The sequence below is a fragment of the Kitasatospora sp. NPDC096204 genome, from assembly GCF_044763205.1.
GTDB lineage: Bacteria > Actinomycetota > Actinomycetes > Streptomycetales > Streptomycetaceae > Kitasatospora.
In genome coordinates, this window is sequence record NZ_JBIWFT010000001.1 from 1 (window position 1) to 18,456 (window position 18,456).

Sequence of the window (18,456 nt, forward strand, 5' to 3'; positions counted from 1 at the left end):
ACCGGCGACTACACCGCCGGAACCTGGACCACCTTCGAGGCCCTCCCCAGCAACGGCATCCAGCACATCGCCGCCACCACCATCGGCAACACCGTGCGCCTGTTCGCCGTCGGCGGCGACAGCCAGATCTGGACCACCGACAGCACCGCCGGCGGCCCCTGGACCACCTTCGCCCCGGTCCCCGACGTCCGCGGCGTCAAGCAGGTGGCCGCCACCACCATCGGCGACACCGTCCGCCTGTTCGCCATCGGCACCGACGACCAGATCTGGACCGCCGACAAGAAGGCCGACGGCAGCTGGACCACCTTCTACGCCGTCACCAGCAAGGGCATCCGGTCCATCACCGCCACCACCGGCTGACCCGGGCCGAACCCGCCGTACCCTGCGGGGGCGCGCCGGCACGATGCCGGCCGCTCCCGCGGGCTGCTCCTTACTGACTCGAAGAGGAATCCTCATGTCCCGCAAGACCCCGTCCCGTTCCTGGCGGACCGGTGTGCTGGTCGCGGCCGCGACCGCCGGCACGCTGAGCACCTTCTCCCCGGCCGGTGCCGTGGTCGGCGATGCGGCCGCCGACGGCTCCTACGCCTTCACCGCGCGCCTGGTGATCGGCGACAACCTGCGGGCCTGCACCGGCGCGCTGGTGGACCGTTTCTGGGTGCTCACCGCCGCCTCCTGCTTCGCCGACGACCCGGCGCAGCCGCAGGCCCTCGCGGCCGGCGCGCCGAAGTGGAAGACCACCGCCACCATCGGCGACAGGTCGGTGGAGATCGCCGAGCTGGCGCCGCGTCAGGACCGTGACCTGGTGATGGCCCGCCTCGCCGCACCCGTCTACGGAGTCGCCCCGATCGCGGTCACCGCCACCGCCCCCAGCGCCGGGGAGACGCTGCGGGTGCCCGGCTTCGGGCGCACCAAGGACGAGTGGATCCCGAACAAGCTGCACACCGGCGCCTTCTCGCTCGATACCGTGAGCCCGACCGGCGTCGGCATCACGGGCACGGGCGGCGCGGCGATCTGCAAGGGCGACACCGGCGCCCCGGCCGTCCGTGAGGCCAACGGCAAGGCCGAGCTGGTCGCCGTCGCCTCCCGCTCCTGGCAGGGCGGCTGCCTCGGCGTGCCCGCCACCGAGACCCGCACCGGCGCGTACGACACCCGCGTCGACGACCTCGGTGGGTGGATCAAGCAGGTGCGCGACGGCTGGTGGGAGAGCGTCACCGCGAACCCGCCGGCCCGCAGCTCGGTCTACGACCCGGTCCGGAAGATCACGATGGTCTTCGCCGTCGACAGCAACCGCCACGTGGTGTCCTCCTCCAGCGCGGACGGCACGACCTGGAGCGCTTGGGAGCAGGTCGCCGGCAACTGGGAGTTCGCGAGCGTCCCCGTCGCGCTGTACAACCCCGCCACCGGCGGCATCGAGCTGTTCGCGATCGGCACCAACGGGGTGCTCAACCAGACCTACTGGATGCCGGACGGCGCAGGCTGGCGCGAGTGGTACAACCAGGACTCGAACCTGAAGTTCACCGGCAGCCCCACTGCCGTCTACAACCCGGCGACGAAGACCGCGGAGGTCTTCGCCACCCGGGCCAACGGGGTGGTCGCGCACTCGTACTACACGCCGGGCATGAAGGGGTGGAGCGGCTGGTTCGACATCAACGACTGGCAGTTCGCGAGCAGCCCGAGCGCCGTCTACAACCCCGCCACCGGTGGCATCGAGCTGTTCGCGATCGGTGGTGACGGCGTGCTGTCCCAGACCTACTGGTTGCCCGACGGAAAGCACTGGCGCGGCTGGACCACGCTGCACCCCGAGGCGAAGTTCACTGGCAGCCCCACGTCCGCCTACAACCCGGTGACCAGGACCGCGGAGGTCTTCGCCACCAAGGACAACGGGGTGGTCGCGCACTCCTACTTCACGCCGGGCATGACGGAGTGGAGCGGCTGGTACGAGATCCCGGGCAAGCAGTTCGCCGGCTCGCCGACCGCCGTCTTCGACCCCGCGACCGGCGGCTTCGAGGTGTTCGCGGTCGACGGCGGCGGCACCCTCGCCCGCACCGAGTGGGTGCCCGACGGCAAGCCGTGGCGGGCCTGGACCGCCATCGGGGACTGGAAGTTCACCGCCGGCCGGTTCCCGGCCGCGACGTTCAACGCCACGGCCGGCGTCATGGACCTCTTCGCCACCGGCCGGGACGACGGTGCCCTGAACTACGTGTCCTACAAGGCCGACCCGGGCCAGACCTGGGGCGGCTGGAAGACGATCGGCGGCAAGACCATGATCACCGGCTGACGAAGCCGTCCACGGACCGGGCCCGGCCGCTCCTCCGATCGATCGGAGGAGCGGCCGGGCCCTGCTGGTCGTCAGGGGTGCCGTGCGAGCCGTGCGAGCCGTCAGAGCCGCTCGGGCACCGGGTTTCCGACGGCCTCGATGGCGCGGCGGACGGGCACCTTGAGCAGGACGGCGAAGCCGATGACGAAGAAGATCAGCAGGGAGATGATCGCGGAGCGGTAGCTGCCGGTGAGCTGGTAGGCGAGGCCGAAGACGAGCGGTCCCATCCAGCTGGTGCCGCGGTCGCTGACCTTGTAGAAGCTGAAGTACTCGGCTTCCCGCCCGGGCGGGATGAGGTGGGAGAAGAGGGAGCGGGAGAGGGCCTGGCTGCCGCCGAGCACCAGGCCGATCATGCAGGCCAGGGCGTAGAACCAGGCGGGCTGGTGGGCGGGCATGAAGTAGCCGAGGGCGAGGGTGACGACCCAGCCGACCAGGGAGCCGAGGATGGTCCGCTTGGCGCCGTAGCGCTGGGCTATCCGGCCGAGCAGCAGGGCGCCGCCGATCGCCACGACCTGGACCAGGAGCACGGCGGTGACCAGCGAGGTCTGCTCCATGCCGAGTTCCTCGCTGCCGTAGAGGGAGGCCTGGGAGACGACGGTCTGGATGCCGTCGTTGTAGCAGAGGAAGGCGGCGAGGTAGAGCAGGGTGAGCGGGTGCTCGCGCATGCGGCGCAGGGTGCGGGCGAGTTCGCGCAGGCTGCCGGTGGTGGGCTTGCCGTCCGCGGTGGCGCCGGCCCCGTCGGTGGCGGGTCGCGGGGCGACGCCGGCGCGGGAGGGCAGCCGGAGCAGGGGGACGACGGTGAACAGCGCCCACCACAGGCCGGCCGAGGCGAGGCAGATCCGGACGGCGGTGCCGGAGTCCAGGCCGAACGCGTCGTGGCCCTGGAACAGCGCCAGGTTGGCGATCAGCAGCAGTCCGCCGCCCGCGTAGCCGTAGGCCCAGCCCTTGGAGGAGACCTTGTCGCGCTCGTCGGGGGAGGCCAGGCCGGGCAGGTAGGCGTAGGAGAGCGCGACCGAGACCGCGTACGAGATGTTGGCGACGACGAGCAGCGCGCCGCCGAGGAGGTAGCGGTCGCCCTGGAGGAAGAACATCCCCATCGTGGCGAGCGAGCCGAGGTACGCGAAGCCGCACATCAGCTCCTTGTGCCGCCCGGTGCGGTCGGCGAGGGTGCCGGTCAGCAGCATCACCGCGACCGAGAGCAGCACGGAGAACGAGACCGTGTACGGGAAGAACGATCCTGCGCGGATCGTCAGGCCGAGCGGGTGCACGTTGCCGGCCGCGTCGGCGGCGTCCTTGGCGACGGAGGTCAGGTACGGGCCGAGGAACACCGTCAGGACGGTGGTCGAGAAGGCGGCGTTGGCCCAGTCGTTGACGTACCAGCCGAACTGCATCCGGCGCAGGGACCGTCCGTCGTCGGTGGCAGCGGTGGCAGCGGTGGCAGCGGCAGCCGTGGCCGGGGCGGTCGTGGGGTCGGTCGGTGGGTCGTCCGGCAGGTGCGTCGCCGAGTTCGTGGTGCTCATGGGGTTCCCATCACCGTGCTGGAGCCGGTACTGCCGTCCGTCCAGCAGCCGCGCTCGCCGAGGACGTCCCGCAGGACGTCGATGCGATCGGCCATGATGCCATCCACACCCAGGTCGAGGAGAGCCCTGATCCGTGTGGGATCGTCCACAGTCCAGACGTGCACCTGGAGGCCGAGCCGGTGGGCGGTTCGGACGAAGGCCCGGTCGACGACCCGCACGCCCCGGTGACGCTCCGGCACCTGGGCGCACAGCCCGGTGAACGGTGCTCCAGCGCGCCGCGGCAGTGGCAGGAACGATTCGGCCAGCGAGCGCAGCCGCAGCCGGGCCACCTCGCGCGGACCGAGCGAGGTGGCCAGCCGCGGGCCGGCGGCGGCGCGGACGGCGGCCAGCCGGGTGTCGGAGAAGCCGCCGACGCAGACCCGGTCCCAGGCGTCGGTCCGGCGGATCGCCTCGACCAGCGGGCCGACGGCCGGCGCCGCCTTGACGTCGATGTTGAACCGGGCCTCCGGGAACGCGCCGAGCAGGTCCTCCAGCAGCGGCACCGGCTCGGTCCCGTCGATCCGGGCCCGCCTGACGTCCTCCCAGGGCAGCTCCGCCACCGCCCCGGTGCGGTCGGTGACCCGGTCGAGGCGCGAGTCGTGAAACGCCACCAGGACACCGTCGGCGGTCGCGTGCACGTCCGTCTCCAGGTAGCGGTACCCGAGCGCGACGGCGGCCTCGAAGGCGGCGAGCGAGTTCTCGGGGCGCCCGAGGTCACCGCCCCGGTGCGCGAAGGCGAGCGGCCCGGGGTGGTCGAGGAAGGGGTGCATGTGGTGCTCCGAGCTGCGGGGAGAGGGATCCGAGCGGCCCGCGGGGCCGGGATCCGGGGCGTACCGGTGCCAGCGCGTTACAGTATTACGCACCCTGTCAAGCAGTAACGATCACCTGGCGGCGCCCAGCCCCGCGGAGCCCCTATCCGCGCGGGTCGACCTGGACGACGGCGTGCCGCCCGTCGGTGCGCCACGTCGTGCCGGTGCCGTCGAGCCGGGCGACGGCGGCGGCGTCGAGACCGACGACCACGTCCGACTTCAGCGTCCGCAGCGCCGCCACCGCCGAGGGGAAGTGTCCGACCGCCTCGGCGAACGGGGTGGTCGGCGGCCAACGCCGGTCGCCGACCAGCCGGCGGTAGTTGAGGTCCCCCTTGACGATCGTCAGCGCCGCACCGGCGAACTCGGCCCGCAGGTCGGCGGGCAGGTCGTGGAACGGCAGCGGAGCACAGAAGAACGGGTGCGTACGGACCACGAGCGCACCCCCGCCCAGCGCCCGCCACAGCCGCCCGCCGACCGCCCCGGCGGCGGGGGAGGACGCGGCGCGAAGGCGCCCCACCGCGGCGAGGACGTCGGCCATCGTCGCGTCCGACACGAAGTACGGCTGCGGCTTCACGTACAGCACGACCCGCGCCGCCAGGCCGTGGGCCAGCAGGTGGTCGATCAGCACCAGGTCCGGCAGCAGCTCCCGGCCCGCGTTGTCCGCGACGACGCCCACCGATTTGCCCGCGCTCCCGGCCCGTTCCACGGACGCCCGCTCCAGCGCCGTCCGCAGCAGCGCACCGTCGTCGGCGGCCAGGTCCGGGGCCGTCGCCCCCTCCGCCCCCGCGGTGATCCGGAAGCTGAGGTCCGCCCGGTTGCCCCACAGGGCGGAGGACACCAGCGCCTGCGCCCGTCGCTCCTCCGGCAGCCCGTCGAGCGCGTCCAGCGCGGCCAGCTCCTCGTCCACCGCCGGCCCGCCCAACTCGGCGGCCTTGAACGGCGCGAACGGATCGACGCCCTGCCACGCGCCGGGCCGGAAGTACCCGGTGGCCTCCAGCAGCCGCCGGTAGAAGTAGCTCTCCGCCCAGAGGAACGGCGCCTCGCCCCACGGCCTGCCCCACAGGCCCTCGCCCCAGGCCAGCCACTGCGCCCCGTCCGGGGCGTCCGCCCCCAGCGGCTCCAGCACTCCGGCGGTGCTCTCCACCAGCAGCCGCTCGACCGCCGCCCGCTCGCCCGGCCCGTACGGCAGCGCGTCGAGCACCTGCCGGAGCAGCTTCGGGTGGCGCTCGTGGAACACCCCGTGGGCGAAGGACCCGGGGATGTCGGCCCGGATCACGGGCGGGGCGTACGGGGAGCTGCTCCCGCTCGACGGGTCGGGCGTCGGTGCGCTCGGCTTCGACACGATGGGGCTCGTCTCTCTCGTCCTCGTCTTCGTCCTCGGTGTCCGGAGCCCGGAGCCCGGAGCCCGGCGACCGGCGCCTGGCGACCGGCGGCCCGTCCACCGTCCACCGGCCGTCCGCCGCAGCCGCAGCCGCCGGCACGCCCGAGTCTAGGTCGCGCCACTGTTCGGCCGCCCGCCCGCCCGCGCCCGGCCGCGTCGGCGGAGCCGGGGGAAACGCGGACGGGGCCCGCGGCGCAAGGCTGCGCCGAGGGCCCCGTCACGGTCGAGGGGATGCTGCTACGAGCGTCAGACGTTGTTCGGGAACATCGTCCAGCGCTGGTTGGCGTGGCCGGAGATGCACTCCCACACGCCGAGGGCCGTGCCGTTGGCGTCGGCCCAGTTGGGGAGTTCGAGGCAGCGGTCGGCGTTCGGGTTGTAGATGCTGCCGTCGGCGCGGAGCGTCCAGACCTGGCCGGTCGCTCCGACGCAGTCGCTGACGACGACCTGGGCGCCGAGGGTGGTGGCGTTGTCCTTGATGCCGACGCAGCGTCCGCCGGTGCGCAGGGTGCCGTCGGAGCCGAAGGTGAACTTCTGGCTCGCGCCGGCCCAGCAGTCGTAGAGGCGGAGGTTGGTGCCGTTGCTCGCGCCCCAGTTGTCGAGGCAACGGCTCGGGTTCGCAACGGAGTTGATGTTGTAGGAGGCGGGCTTCGGGGTGTCCAGGACGCGGATGTCGCCGAAGCGCGGCAGGCCGGCCTCGGGCGTGGTGCCCAGGTACTGGACGAGGGTGTGGTTGTTGTCGTTGGTGATCAGGTCCGGGTTCCCGTCACCGTTGATGTCGCCGGGGGAGTCGACCACCGGGTAGTCGGCCGAGCTGAAGCCGCCGACGAGGGCCGCGGTGGCGGCCGGCGCCTGCCAGTACTGGCTGCTGTTGTCGAGGCAGTCCCAGATGATCAGATGGGTGCCCGGCGTGTTGCTCCCGGCGGAGACGGCGAGGCAGCGGCCGGAGTCGGGATTCTGCAGGGTGCCCGGGTAGGGGCCGGTGACCCACTTCTGGGCGCCGCCGCTGTGGCAGGTGTACAGGTTGACCGGCGAGCCGTTGCCGGTCGCCGCGCCGGTGATGTCGAGGCACTTGCCGAGGACGTGCAGGGTGCCGTCCGTGGCGTAGGTGAAGGCCTGTCCCGGGTTGGTGTTGCAGTCCACCAGCTGGGCGTCGGTGACGTTCTCGGTGCGGCCGTCCTTGATGTCGGCGCACATGCTGCCGCCGGCGGCGCTCTTGACGGCGGAGACCAGGGTCCGGTGGGCCGGGGCGTGCAGGGACTTGGCGGCGGGGCTGCCGTTGGTCAGCGGCATCGGGATGGTGCTGATCGCACCGGTGACGCTGTCGCGCACCCACAGGGTGGGCACACCGGCGATGACGCCGGGCGAGAGCAGGGTGAAGCCGCTCCAGTCCTCGTTGTCGGCGCCGATCTCGATGCCCTCGGCGAACCGGCAGTTGCCCTGCGGGCTGCCGGTGTAGTAGCGCAGGTGGCCGCTCTCGATGGTGACCAGGTTCGGCTTGCCCTTGCTGTTGGGCGTCTCGCTGAACGCGGTCATCTGGTCGAGGTGGTTCCAGGTGCCGTCGATGCCGAAGGTGCACAGACCGGTGCTGGTGGCGACCTGCGCGACGCCGGTGCGGTCGGCGAAGTGGCCGGGGGTGCCGCCGCGGGCGGCGTCGTTGGTGTAGACGTACAGGTGCTTGGTGGCCTTGTCGAAGGCGATCAGGTCGTCGACGCTGTTCTCGACGAGCGACCCGCGGTGGGCGATCAGGTAGTTGTTCCAGCTGTCCTTCTCGGGGCTGCCGGCCATCGGTGAGGCGGTCCCGGGCATGGAGGTGAAGTCGGCGTTGCCGGGGAGCAGGGTCAGCGAGCCGTCGGAGGCGGGCACCAGGTAGTCCGGGGTGCCGTCCGCGGTCACGTCACCGGCGACGACCTTGGTGGCCGGGTTCCACGGCGCGTAGAAGTCGTACGTCGCGGCCTGCGGCTGGGTGTTGCCGGCGTTGTCCGTGGCCCGGACGTACAGGCGGTGGCTGCCCCACTGGTCGGGGTTGAGGTTGATCGGGATGTCCGCGTACGCGTAGCCGTTGGCGTCGACTCCGGCGACGGGTTGGGCCTTGTAGCCGGTCGGCGGGATGTTGTCGTCCAGGTTGTACTGGAACTCGCGCACGCCGCTGGCGAGGCAGCTGCCGCGGGTGCAGCCGCCCGGGACCGGGTCGAGGCTGGTGACGCGGATGGTGGAGGCCTGGTCACCGGCGTGGCCGGTGGGCTTGATGCCGCTGCCGATCGGCGGGAAGACCGTGGAGGGCGCGATGTTCGCGAGCGTGGGCGCGCTCAGGTCGACGTTGAAGTAGCAGTAGAGGCTGTCCCCGCTGCTCAGCAGCCCGTCGGTGGCCCACGCGTTCCAGCCGTACTGGTGACCGTCATGGACCGGGCCGCCGATGTTGGCGTCGCCCCAGCCCGCGCCGTTGATGGTCTGGCTTTCCACCCAGGAGTAGGTGGTGGGACCGCCGTTGGCGTCCGCCACCATGTTGTCCCAGACGTGGAACTTGATCACGATGTTGGTACCCGGCATCACCGTGCGGCTCCAGGCGTGCAGGGTGATGTCGGCGGCGCCGTTGCCCAGCGGCGTGGTGTTCCCGATCCAGCCGGGCTGGCCGGCCCCGCAGGCGTAGCCGTCGGGGTTCCGCGGCATGGGGCTGGTGTAGTTCGCGTCGGGGGTGTTCGGCGGCAGGTCGTACGTGGCGATGACGTACGGGTTGGGGTTGAACCGCATGAAGTGGTCGATGCTGGTGGAGCGGGTCTCGTCACCGAACAGGGCGACGGTCAGCGGCCGGCCCTCCTGGACGACCTGACGGACCGCACCGGTGACGTCGAAGTCGACGTCGTGCCAGCCGCAGGAGCCGTAGGAGCTCTTGAGCCACTTGGTCTCGCCGTCCTGGCGCACGCCGGGCTGGCTGTTCCAGGTGGTGCCGCCGCCGATCTCCCAGGTCCACTTGAGGGTGACCGGCGCGGTGGCGTTGCAGTCCCAGGCCGCGGCGTAGGTCTCGGAGAAGTACGCCCGGGCGCTGTCGATGTACATCTGCGGGGTCAGGGCGCCGGTGCCGAACTCGTAGTACGAGCGCTCCATGCCGTAGCAGTTGGACTTGTAGTGCTGGTAGCCCGCGCCCTGGCCGTTGTCCTGGGCGACGTCGTAGGCGGGGGTGCCGGCGCAGCCCTCCATGACCTGGGCGAAGTGGCTGGTGCCCATGGTCGGGGCGGGCTGGAACGTCGGGTCGATGAACAGCGGCCAGACGGTGTCCTTGCCGCCGAGCAGTTCCGCGTCCGGGGTCAGGGCGAGGCTGCCGTCCTTGGCCTCGACGCCGATCGGCTTGATGTGGGCGCCGTGGCCGGGGCCCTCGGGCGAGGAATCGTTTCGTCCGGCCGGCTGGGCGACGGCGGTGGTCGGGGCACCTTCGGCGGCCGGGGCGGCCGCGGCCTTGGCGTCCTTGGCTTCCTTGGTGTCCTTGGCCGCGGGAGCCGCGGGGGCCGCGGGAGCGGCAGGAGCCGCCGGAGCGGTGGCAGCGGAGTCCCACATCAGCGGGGCCTGGGCCCGGAACGCGGCCTTGCCGTCCTTGCCCGCGGCGGTGAGGTTGCCCTCGGCGTCGGCGGAGACCGTCAGGTCGCCCTTGGTGCCGGTGCCGAGCGTGATGGTCTTCAGTGCCGGATTGGCGGCCGCCTTGGCGTCCTTGACGACCAGCACCTCGCGCACGGCGCCCTGGTCGGTGACGGTGACCCGCAGGTCGACCCCGGGCAGGACCTCGGCGTACGTGGCCGCGCTGCCGGACACGGTGGGCTTGGGCAGGGTGACCGGGAACGTCACCGCGAGGCTGCGCCCGTCCTTGTCGGTGAGCGTGGCCAGCGGGCCGCGGCCGCCGCCGGACAGGGCGACTCCGGACGGGGTGGCACCCGGCGAGTACGTCCCGTCCGCGTTGCGGCCGAGCTTGGCGTCCACCGCCGTCCACCCGCCGTTCGCCTTCTTCACCCGGGCGGGCTGGAGGTGGTTGGTGACGGTGAGCTTGCCGTTGGGCTCGGCGACGGTCAGCGAGGTCTCGGTGGTCAACTCGTCGATCGTGACGGGCTTGCCGGTCTTCTTCGCCGTCAGCCGAGCCGCCTGGACGGCGCCACCGGCGGTGAGCTCGGCCGGCTTCGGGGCGGCTGCCGAGGACTGGCCGGGAGGCGCGGCGAACGGGCGGTCGTCCGCGACCGCGACGCCCGGGGCGGTGAGGACGAGGCCGAGCGCGCACGCGGCGGCCAGGCGTCTGGGCAGCCTCCGGCGGCGCGGAGGAGGGGTGGGAAGGAATTCCCCCATAGCGTGTCAATCCACTTTCAGGCAGGCCGAATCTCTCACGGTCGGCCTGGTGCGCTGTGCCACACCCGGCCGTCGCGGAGAGCGGGACTTTGTCCATTTCTGGCGCGGTATCCGACCAATCGTCGACTGGCGAGACATCAAATCGGCCACCGCGCTCGGCCCCGAACGCTATTGCTTCTGCCTGTTCGCTGACAATACGGTTCCTGCCGTCCTTCCGTGACCTGGGCTGACCGGAAGTCAGTGCAGGTCACGGACCTATGACGAATCAGGAAACGCAAGGAAACGCATGCAACTCAACAGGAGATGGCTCACGGGCCGATCACCGGTGGGTGGAAGGCGGCGAAAGGCCCTGACGGCCGCCGCACTAACTACCGTCATTTCACTGGTAGTTCCAATGGTCGGCTCGGAAACGGCCTTCGTGGCACAGGCGGCCGGGCAGGACAAGGAAAAGCTGCCGCAGCTGCCGCGGGTCGGCGGACACAACGCCGATGGCAAAGCGGCCCGGAAGGACTTTCCGCGCCCGGCCGGAGCCCGGGACCTCGCCGAGCACAAGCCCGGCCCCGTCCGATGGCCCGGCCGGGCCACGGTCGCGGTCGACCTGACGTCCGGTCCGGCCCTCCTGGACAAGGGGAACGCAGGCGCTCCCGTCCAGGCCGGGGCGACCCCGGTCCGACTCGGCGCCGCGCCGGCGGACCGCGTCGGCGAGAAGGCCAAGGCCGCGGCTGGCGGCGCCGCCGGGATCGGCCGGCCCTCCTCGGTCGAGGTCACCGTCGCCGACCGCGGCCAGACCGAGAAGGCGAACGTCGACGGCCTCCTCGTGGGACTGAAGCGCACCGACGGCGGCCACGACGCGGCGGGCCTCGACGTGTCGCTGGACTACAGCGCGATAGCCGACGCGTTCGGCGGTGGCTGGGCCTCCCGGCTCCACCTGGTCGCCATGCCCGCATGTGCGCTGACCACGCCCGAGCAGGCCGAGTGCCGGACCAGGCAGCCGCTCGACTCCGTCATCGACCCGGTCGCCAAGACGATCAGCGGCACCCTGGCGGTACCGGGCGACGGCGCGGCCCCGGCCGCGAAGGCCTCGCCCGACCAGGTGCCCGCCATGAAGCTCGACTCGCTCGCCTCCGTGGCGGGCGGGATCGCCGTGGCGGCGGAGTCCACGCCCAATGGCTCTCAGGGGTCCTACACCGCGACCGACCTGTCCGCCTCCGGTTCGTGGGCGCAGACCGCCTCCGGTGCTTTCACCTACAGCTATCCGGTCACCATGCCTCCAGCGGTGACCGGTGCCGCGCCCGGCGTGGCCCTGTCGTACAACTCCCAGAGCGTCGACGGCCAGACCTCGGCGCGCAACTCGCAGGCTTCATGGATCGGGGACGGCTGGTCGTACAGCCCCGGATTCATCGAGCGCTCCTACCGGCCGTGCAAGAGCGCGGGCATCGACAAGTCCGGCGACCAGTGCTGGGCCGGATGGACCGCGACCATCTCGCTCGGCGGGCGCACCGGTGAGCTGGTACGCGACGACAACGGCCTGTACCACCTCCAGAACGACGACGGCACCCGCGTCGAGCGGCTGACCGGCGCGGCCAACGGCCTCTGGCAGGGCGAGTACTTCAAGGTCACCACCACCGACGGCACCGCCTACTACCTGGGCCTCAACCACGCGCCCGGCACCACCTCCGACGGCGCCACCAACAGCGCCTGGGGCGTGCCGGTCTACCACCCCAACAGCGGCGACCCGTGCTACAGCGCTGCCAAGGGCGCGGGATCCCAGTGCGACCAGCAGCCCGGCTGGCGCTTCAACCTGGACTTCATCGTGGACCCGCACGGCAATGTGCAGCGCTACGACTGGGCCGGCGAGAGCAACCGCTACGCGATGGGCGGCGGCCAGGCCGCCGCCGGCAGCAACGGCACCCTCACCGCGTACACCCGCGGCGGCTACCTGACCAGGATCTCCTACGGCTACCAGCTCGCCGACGCACTCGCCGGCCGCGAGCCCTCGGCCCGGGTCCTCTTCGACACCGCCGAGCGCTGCGTGACCTCCCCGGACGTCTGCAAGCCGGAGAACCTCAGCGGCTCCACCGCCTCGAACTGGCCGGACGTCCCGTACGACCTGGCCTGCCAGGACGGCTGGACGACCACCGGCACCGGCTCCAATGTCTGCCGGCCCGGCTCGCCGACCTTCTGGACCACCAAGCGTCTGACGGCCGTCCGCACCGAACTGCGCGCGCAGAGCGGCTGGCAGCCCGTGGACAAGTACGAGCTGACGCAGGTCTTCTCGGACGCGGGCGGGATCATGGACCCGGTCACCGGCAAGACCCCCGACAAGCAGAACGTCGGTGGCCTCCAGTCGGTGATGTGGCTGTCGAAGATCCAGCACACCGCGCAGGACCCCTCCACCGGTGGTGCCGAGATCAAGCTCGACCCGACCACCTTCGCGGGCACCGAGATCGACAACCGCGTCAACGGCACCGACACCGGCGCCCCGCCGCTGTACCGCCCGCGCATCATCGGTGTGAACACCGAGTCCGGAACGTCGGTCGTGGTCACCTACCGCGACGCGGAGTGCGACCGCACCAAGGGCAGGATCCCGGCCTCGGCGGACAACAACCAGATGGCCTGCTACCCGGCCTACTGGACTCCGGCCGGCTATGCCGCACCACTGGCCGACTGGTTCAACAAGACCGTGGTCAAGCAGGTCGAGGTCTCGGACACCACCAAGGCCAACTCGCCGACTCGGACCACCAGTTACGAATACGCTGGAGCGGCCTGGCATCGCGATGACTCGGATCTGACCGACGACCAGTTCCGCACCTGGAACGACTTCCGCGGCTTCCGCACGGTCACCACCACCGGTGGCGCGGCCCCGGACCCGATCAGCAGGACAGTCGTTTCCTACCTGCAGGGAATGGACGGAGACTATCTGGCCAACGGCACCCTGCGGCAGGTGCCGAAGCTGAAGAACTCCCTCGGTGAGGAACTGGCCGACAGCCCCTGGCTGGCGGGGCTGGCGCAGGAGACCGACACCTACAGCCAGGCCGGCGGTACCGTGATCGCGAAGGAGCTCGCGGACGCACCGACTGTCAAGTCCACCGCCAGCCGCAAGCGCACCGCCTGGAGCTCCAAGAAGGGCGCCACACTCGCCACGCTGCCGGCCCTGGAGGCGCGGCGAACGGAGGCGGCCGGCTTCCGGACGAGCGCGCTGCTGTCCGACGGAACCACGTGGCGCACCAGCCGGAGCACCATGGCCTTCGACGACCTCGCGCGTCCGACGACGGCCACCTCCCAGTCCGACATCACGGTGCCGACCGACCAGACGTGCACCAGCACGACGTACGCGAAGCCGCCGGCGAGCAACCCGATGATGGTGGCCTACCCCGTCAGGACACTGACCGTGGCGGGTGCGTGCGGCACGACGCCGTCCGCCGGCACGATTCTCACCGACAAGCGGCAGATCTACGACGGCAGTGCCGACCCCGCCAACCCCGGTGCGCCGGAGGTCCTCGGCCAGAACGGCACGACACTCGGTGAGGTCACCGCGACCCAGGTCGTGAAGGCGTACGACCAGCAGGGCAACCCCACCTACCAGACAGTCGCCGCCCAGGCCTTCGACTCCTACGGCCGCGTCGTCCGCGCCGTGGACGGGCGGGGCGCGGTCTCCCAGATGTCGTACACCCCGGTCAGCGGTACCGTGCCGACCGAGGTGTCGGCGACCAACCCGCTCGGCTGGACCGCGAAGACCGTCCTGGCACCCGGCCGGAGCCTGGCCACCCGGACGATCGACGCCAACGGCAGGGTCACCGACTCGACCTATGATGCGCTCGGGCGGCGCACTGCCGTCTGGCTGCCCGGGAACAGCAAGGACGCGGGCAAGAAGGCTGATCGGACCTTCGGGTACGAGATGCACGGGGTCGACCAGAACCCGGCCAGCCGGGCGCTCCCGCCGTCCGTCACGACCTCGACGCAGTTGGAGAACGGTACCTACCGGACCGACGTCACCATCTACGACGGCTTCCTGGCGCCCCGCCAGACCCAGACCACGCCTGCCAACGGCGCGGCCGGCCGCGTCGTCTCCTCCACTCGCTACGACGGCCACGGGCAGGTCAGCAAGACCACCGCCGCGTGGTCCGACCCGACCACCGGCCCCGGCACGACCTTGTTCGAAGAGGACGACAACACCGTTCCCTCGCAGACCAGGACGGTCTACGACGGCACGGGCCGGGTGATCGCCAGCAAGCTCTACGCCAAGGCGACCGAGCTCTGGCAGACGGTGACCGCATATCCGGGTGCCGAGCGGACCGACACCACGCCGCCCAACGGAGGCACCCCGAGCACGGTCTACGTCGACGCGGCGGGCCGTACCTCGACCTCCGTATTGCACGGCGGGGCGGGCACCGGTGACGCCACCACCCGATTCACCTACGACACCCGTGGCCTCCTCGCCACCGTCGCCGACAATGCCGGCAACACCTGGTCGTACGGCTACGACCTCCGGGGCAACCGGATCTCGCAGTCCGACCCGGACTCCGGCGCCAGTACGACGGCGTACGACGAATTCGACCGTGTCACCACCACCACCGACGGGCGCGGCAAGCAGCTCTCGTACTCCTACGACCTGATCGGCCGCCTCACCGGCCGCTTCGAGGGCACCGACATCGGCGACCCCTCCAAGCAGCTCGCCGAATTCACGTACGACGGCCTTCTCAAGGGGTTGCCGAGTTCGGAAATCCGATACGTGGGAGGCAAGGGCGGCGCCAGCAGCAGCGCCTATGTGAACAGGATCGACAGCTACAACGATCGCTACCAGCCCAAGTCCGTCACCACCACGGTCCCGGCCGCCGAGGGCAAACTCGCCGGTGACTACACGCAGGCCGCCTACTACACCGACAACCTCGGTCTGCTCGCCGGTACCGGATACGGGGCGGACGGTGGCCTGCCCGCAGAGAAGCTGGGGCTCACCCGTGACCTGATGGGCGAGGTCGTCGGCTCCGGCACCGAGAACACCAAGCTGCTCGACCTGGCCAACTACAACCCGCTCGGCCAGCTCCTGCTGTCGCAGTACGGAACGCGTGGGGAACTGCTGCGCACGGCCCGTACGTACGACGACACCACGGGCCGCCTGACCACCAGCAGCGTCAAACTGCAGCAGGCCGACGCCAACCCGGTCTCGTTCACCACCTACGGTTACGACCAGGTCGGCAACCTCACCAGCGCGTCCGAGCTGCAGTCCTCCGGGGGTACGGACCAGGCCTATGACACCCAGTGCTTCCGCTACGACGGCCTGAACCGCCTGGCGGAGGCCTGGACCGACACCCAGGGCGTCAGCGCGCCGGGGGCCGGTCAGGTCTCGCACTGCAACAACTCCGACCCGAGCTGGGTGACCATCGGCGGGCCGGCCCCGTACTGGCAGAGCTTCCAGTACAACCTGCTCGGCGACCGCACCCAGACGGTCCGGCACGACGTGGGTGGCGACACCTACCGCGACGTCACCCAGACCAGCGTCTACCCGGGCAACGGCACCACCCAGGCCGCGAAGCCGAATGCGGCCACCAGCGTCACCTCCCGCACCGGACAGCAGACCACGACGATCGCATCGGCCATGGCCGGTGCCGGTGGCGTGACGCTGTGCCTGGACGTCCGCAACGGCCTGACGGCCGACGGTACGGCCGTCGAGACGACCAACTGCAACGGCAGCCCGGCCCAGCGCTGGACCCGGCCCGGCGACGGCACCGTGCGGGCGCTCGGCAAGTGCATGCGGCCCGCCGCCGGTCTCGTCGGCTGGGGCATCGAGCTCGCCACCTGCGACGGCAGCGACAACCAGAAGTGGCAGGACGGGGCCGACGGTGCCCTCGTGCACAGCGCCTCCTCGCTCTGCCTGGACATCCCGGGGTGGAACGGCAACCTCGGCGTCCAGTTGGCGCTGTACTACTGCAACGGCGCCAACGCGGCCAACCAGCACTGGTCCTCCAGCGCCAACGCGCCCAGCGGCCCGTCCTACACCAGCACCCTGACCCCGCAGTACGACGCGCAGGGGAACACCACCAGCCGCACCACCATCGCCACGACCACCCTGCCCTCCGGCGTCGCGACCGGGACCACTCCGCTCTGCCTCGACGCCGCGGGTGGCCGCAGTGACAACGGCACCGCGGTGCAGACCTGGGCCTGCCACGACGGGGCGTCCCAGCAGTGGACCGTAGGCCAGGACGGCACGGTGCGCGTGCTGGGCGCGTGTCTGCGGCCGGTCGGGGGCAACACCAACTCCGGCTCCCAACTCGAACTGTGGGCGTGTGACAGCGCCGACGGCAGTCAGCAGTGGCGCATCGGCACCGACGGCGCGCTGCTCACCGCGGCGTCCGGCCTGTGCGTGGACATCCCGTGGGCCAGCAGCACGCCCGGCACACGGGTGATGCTCTACACCTGCAACCAGGGCCCCAACCAGAAGTGGGGTCCTGCGGGCACCCAGCCCACCACCGGTGCGACCCAGACCTTCACCTACAACGCCGAAGGCCGCACCGAGACCGTCACCAACCCGAGCGGGGTAGGCACCAGCACCTCGCGGTACCTCTACGACGCCAACGGGGAGCTGCTCGTCCAGCGCGGCTCCGAGGGCACCATCCTCTACCTGTTCGGGGGCACCGAACAGCTCACCCTCTCGCCCGACGGCACCACCGTCTCCGGCAAGCGCTACTACCCCAACCCCGACGGCACCGCGGCCGTCCGCTCCAGCAGTGGGAGTCTCACCTACGAACTGACCAACCCCCAGAACACCTCCACCCTCCAGATCGACGCCGCGACCAAGGGCATCACCCGGAGGGCCTTCGATCCGTACGGCAGCCCCCGCGGTCCCGTCCCCACCTCGTGGGCCGACAACCGCGGCTACCTCGGCAAGCCCGTCGACAGCGGCAGCGGGCTGAACCTGCTGGGCGCCCGCAACTACGACCCGTCCCTGGGACGCTTCCTCTCCGTCGACCCGATCTTCCAGGCCGGCGACCCCAACGAGATGGGCGGCTACGCCTACAGCGGGAACAACCCGGTCACCAGGAGCGACCCGTCGGGCCTGTGTGACTGGTGCGACGCCCTCGTCGGCGCGATCGACACGGTCATCTGCCTGGAGGGGTGCGCGACCGGCCATCTGCCCAGGAAGGGCGAAGGCGGACACGAGTACATCACCTTCGATGACCGCGGACCTGCCAAGGAATTCTTCGGAGTCAGTGACGACTCGATCTCCTACAACAACGCTCGCGCCGGATTCGGCACGGTCTTCCTCGGTGGCGCGATCAAATCGCTCGTCACCGCGGGTGTCAAAAAGCTGGCTGGAGCGATGTCCGCCGCCGGCCCGCTGGAAGCCGCGGCGAGCGGGGGCGGCGGTGGTTGGTTCAGCCGTGTCACGAATGGTTTCAAGAATCTCTACAAGGGGCTCAGCCGCTCGAAGGTCGACGACCGAGGGATTCCGTTCTCGGAGCGGCAGCCCAAGCCTTCGCCGAAGGCAGGTGGAGACGGTGGTCCGAGTGCTCCCAAGGGCTCTTCCGGAGCCGCCGCGGACGATGAAGGACCGTATCTCTCACCCAAGGGGAAGAAGGGCCGGAAGGCTGCCGCTGAATCCGCCGAGCCGTCGGCTCCGAAGGGACGGTCGGGAGGCGCCACCCCTGTCGGCGGATTCCGTCCGGACGGAGAGGTGGTTTTCCAGGGGCATGGTTCCTACCATCCGGCAGACGGTACCATCATCGTTCCCGAGGGAACGACCTTCGTGGTGTATGGCGAATTCGGTACGAAGCTCCACTACTACGACGGACACAAGGTCGCGGGCGCCTCGCCGACCGCGCCTTCCCCGGTGGCCGTGTACAAGTCGGGCGAAGTGATGCCGAACTTCACCCTGCACCCGCTCGGGATGCGGCCGGACACGGGTCTACCGTTCGCGTACCGGGTGGGATCGGAGATCGTGGATGAGCCGACCCTTCTGTCCGACCTGATCAAGCCGGGCGCCGGGACGTGCCACTGGGCCGCGTGCCAGTCGGTCAGAAGATTCCAGTAGACGCCTGATCTGACGACGGAAATGCGCCGCCCCTCGCT

General features: G+C 71.0%; 7 protein-coding genes. 3 read left to right on the top strand and 4 right to left on the bottom strand.

The features are described 5' to 3' along the window. Together ACIQ87_RS00005 and ACIQ87_RS00010 are read left to right on the top strand one after the other, a co-directional pair. Positions 1 to 360 (top strand): hypothetical protein (locus tag ACIQ87_RS00005; protein ID WP_402399080.1); only part of this gene is annotated, 360 nt, incomplete at its 5' end. Positions 361 to 454: 94 nt separating this feature from the next. Continuing rightward, a complete protein-coding gene (locus tag ACIQ87_RS00010; RefSeq protein WP_402399083.1) occupies positions 455 to 2,278 on the top strand; it encodes a trypsin-like serine protease in 1,824 nt (607 codons plus the stop codon). A gap of 101 nt (positions 2,279 to 2,379) precedes the next feature. Here ACIQ87_RS00010 and ACIQ87_RS00015 read toward each other — a convergent pair whose 3' ends face one another. The 4 genes from ACIQ87_RS00015 to ACIQ87_RS00030 form a co-directional block, all read right to left on the bottom strand. Next, positions 2,380 to 3,708: an MFS transporter gene (locus tag ACIQ87_RS00015; RefSeq protein WP_402399976.1), complete on the bottom strand. Its 1,329-nt coding sequence runs from the start codon at positions 3,706 to 3,708 to the stop codon at positions 2,380 to 2,382. Between the two features lie 125 nt (positions 3,709 to 3,833). Beyond that, on the bottom strand, positions 3,834 to 4,646 hold the full coding sequence (locus tag ACIQ87_RS00020) for a glycerophosphodiester phosphodiesterase (RefSeq protein ID WP_402399086.1): 813 nt from the start codon (positions 4,644 to 4,646) through the stop codon (positions 3,834 to 3,836). Positions 4,647 to 4,788: 142 nt separating this feature from the next. After that, the gene (locus ACIQ87_RS00025; RefSeq protein ID WP_402399978.1) at positions 4,789 to 6,030 is read right to left on the bottom strand and encodes a damage-control phosphatase ARMT1 family protein; all 1,242 of its coding nucleotides are present in this window, start codon (positions 6,028 to 6,030) and stop codon (positions 4,789 to 4,791) included. A gap of 282 nt (positions 6,031 to 6,312) precedes the next feature. After that, complete coding sequence (locus ACIQ87_RS00030; protein ID WP_402399089.1) at positions 6,313 to 10,389, bottom strand: ricin-type beta-trefoil lectin domain protein; 4,077 nt, start codon at positions 10,387 to 10,389, stop codon at positions 6,313 to 6,315. A gap of 394 nt (positions 10,390 to 10,783) precedes the next feature. Here ACIQ87_RS00030 and ACIQ87_RS00035 point away from each other — a divergent pair, with 394 nt between their 5' ends. Continuing rightward, the gene (locus tag ACIQ87_RS00035; protein ID WP_402399092.1) at positions 10,784 to 18,418 is read left to right on the top strand and encodes a ricin-type beta-trefoil lectin domain protein; all 7,635 of its coding nucleotides are present in this window, start codon (positions 10,784 to 10,786) and stop codon (positions 18,416 to 18,418) included. Positions 18,419 to 18,456 lie beyond the last annotated feature (38 nt).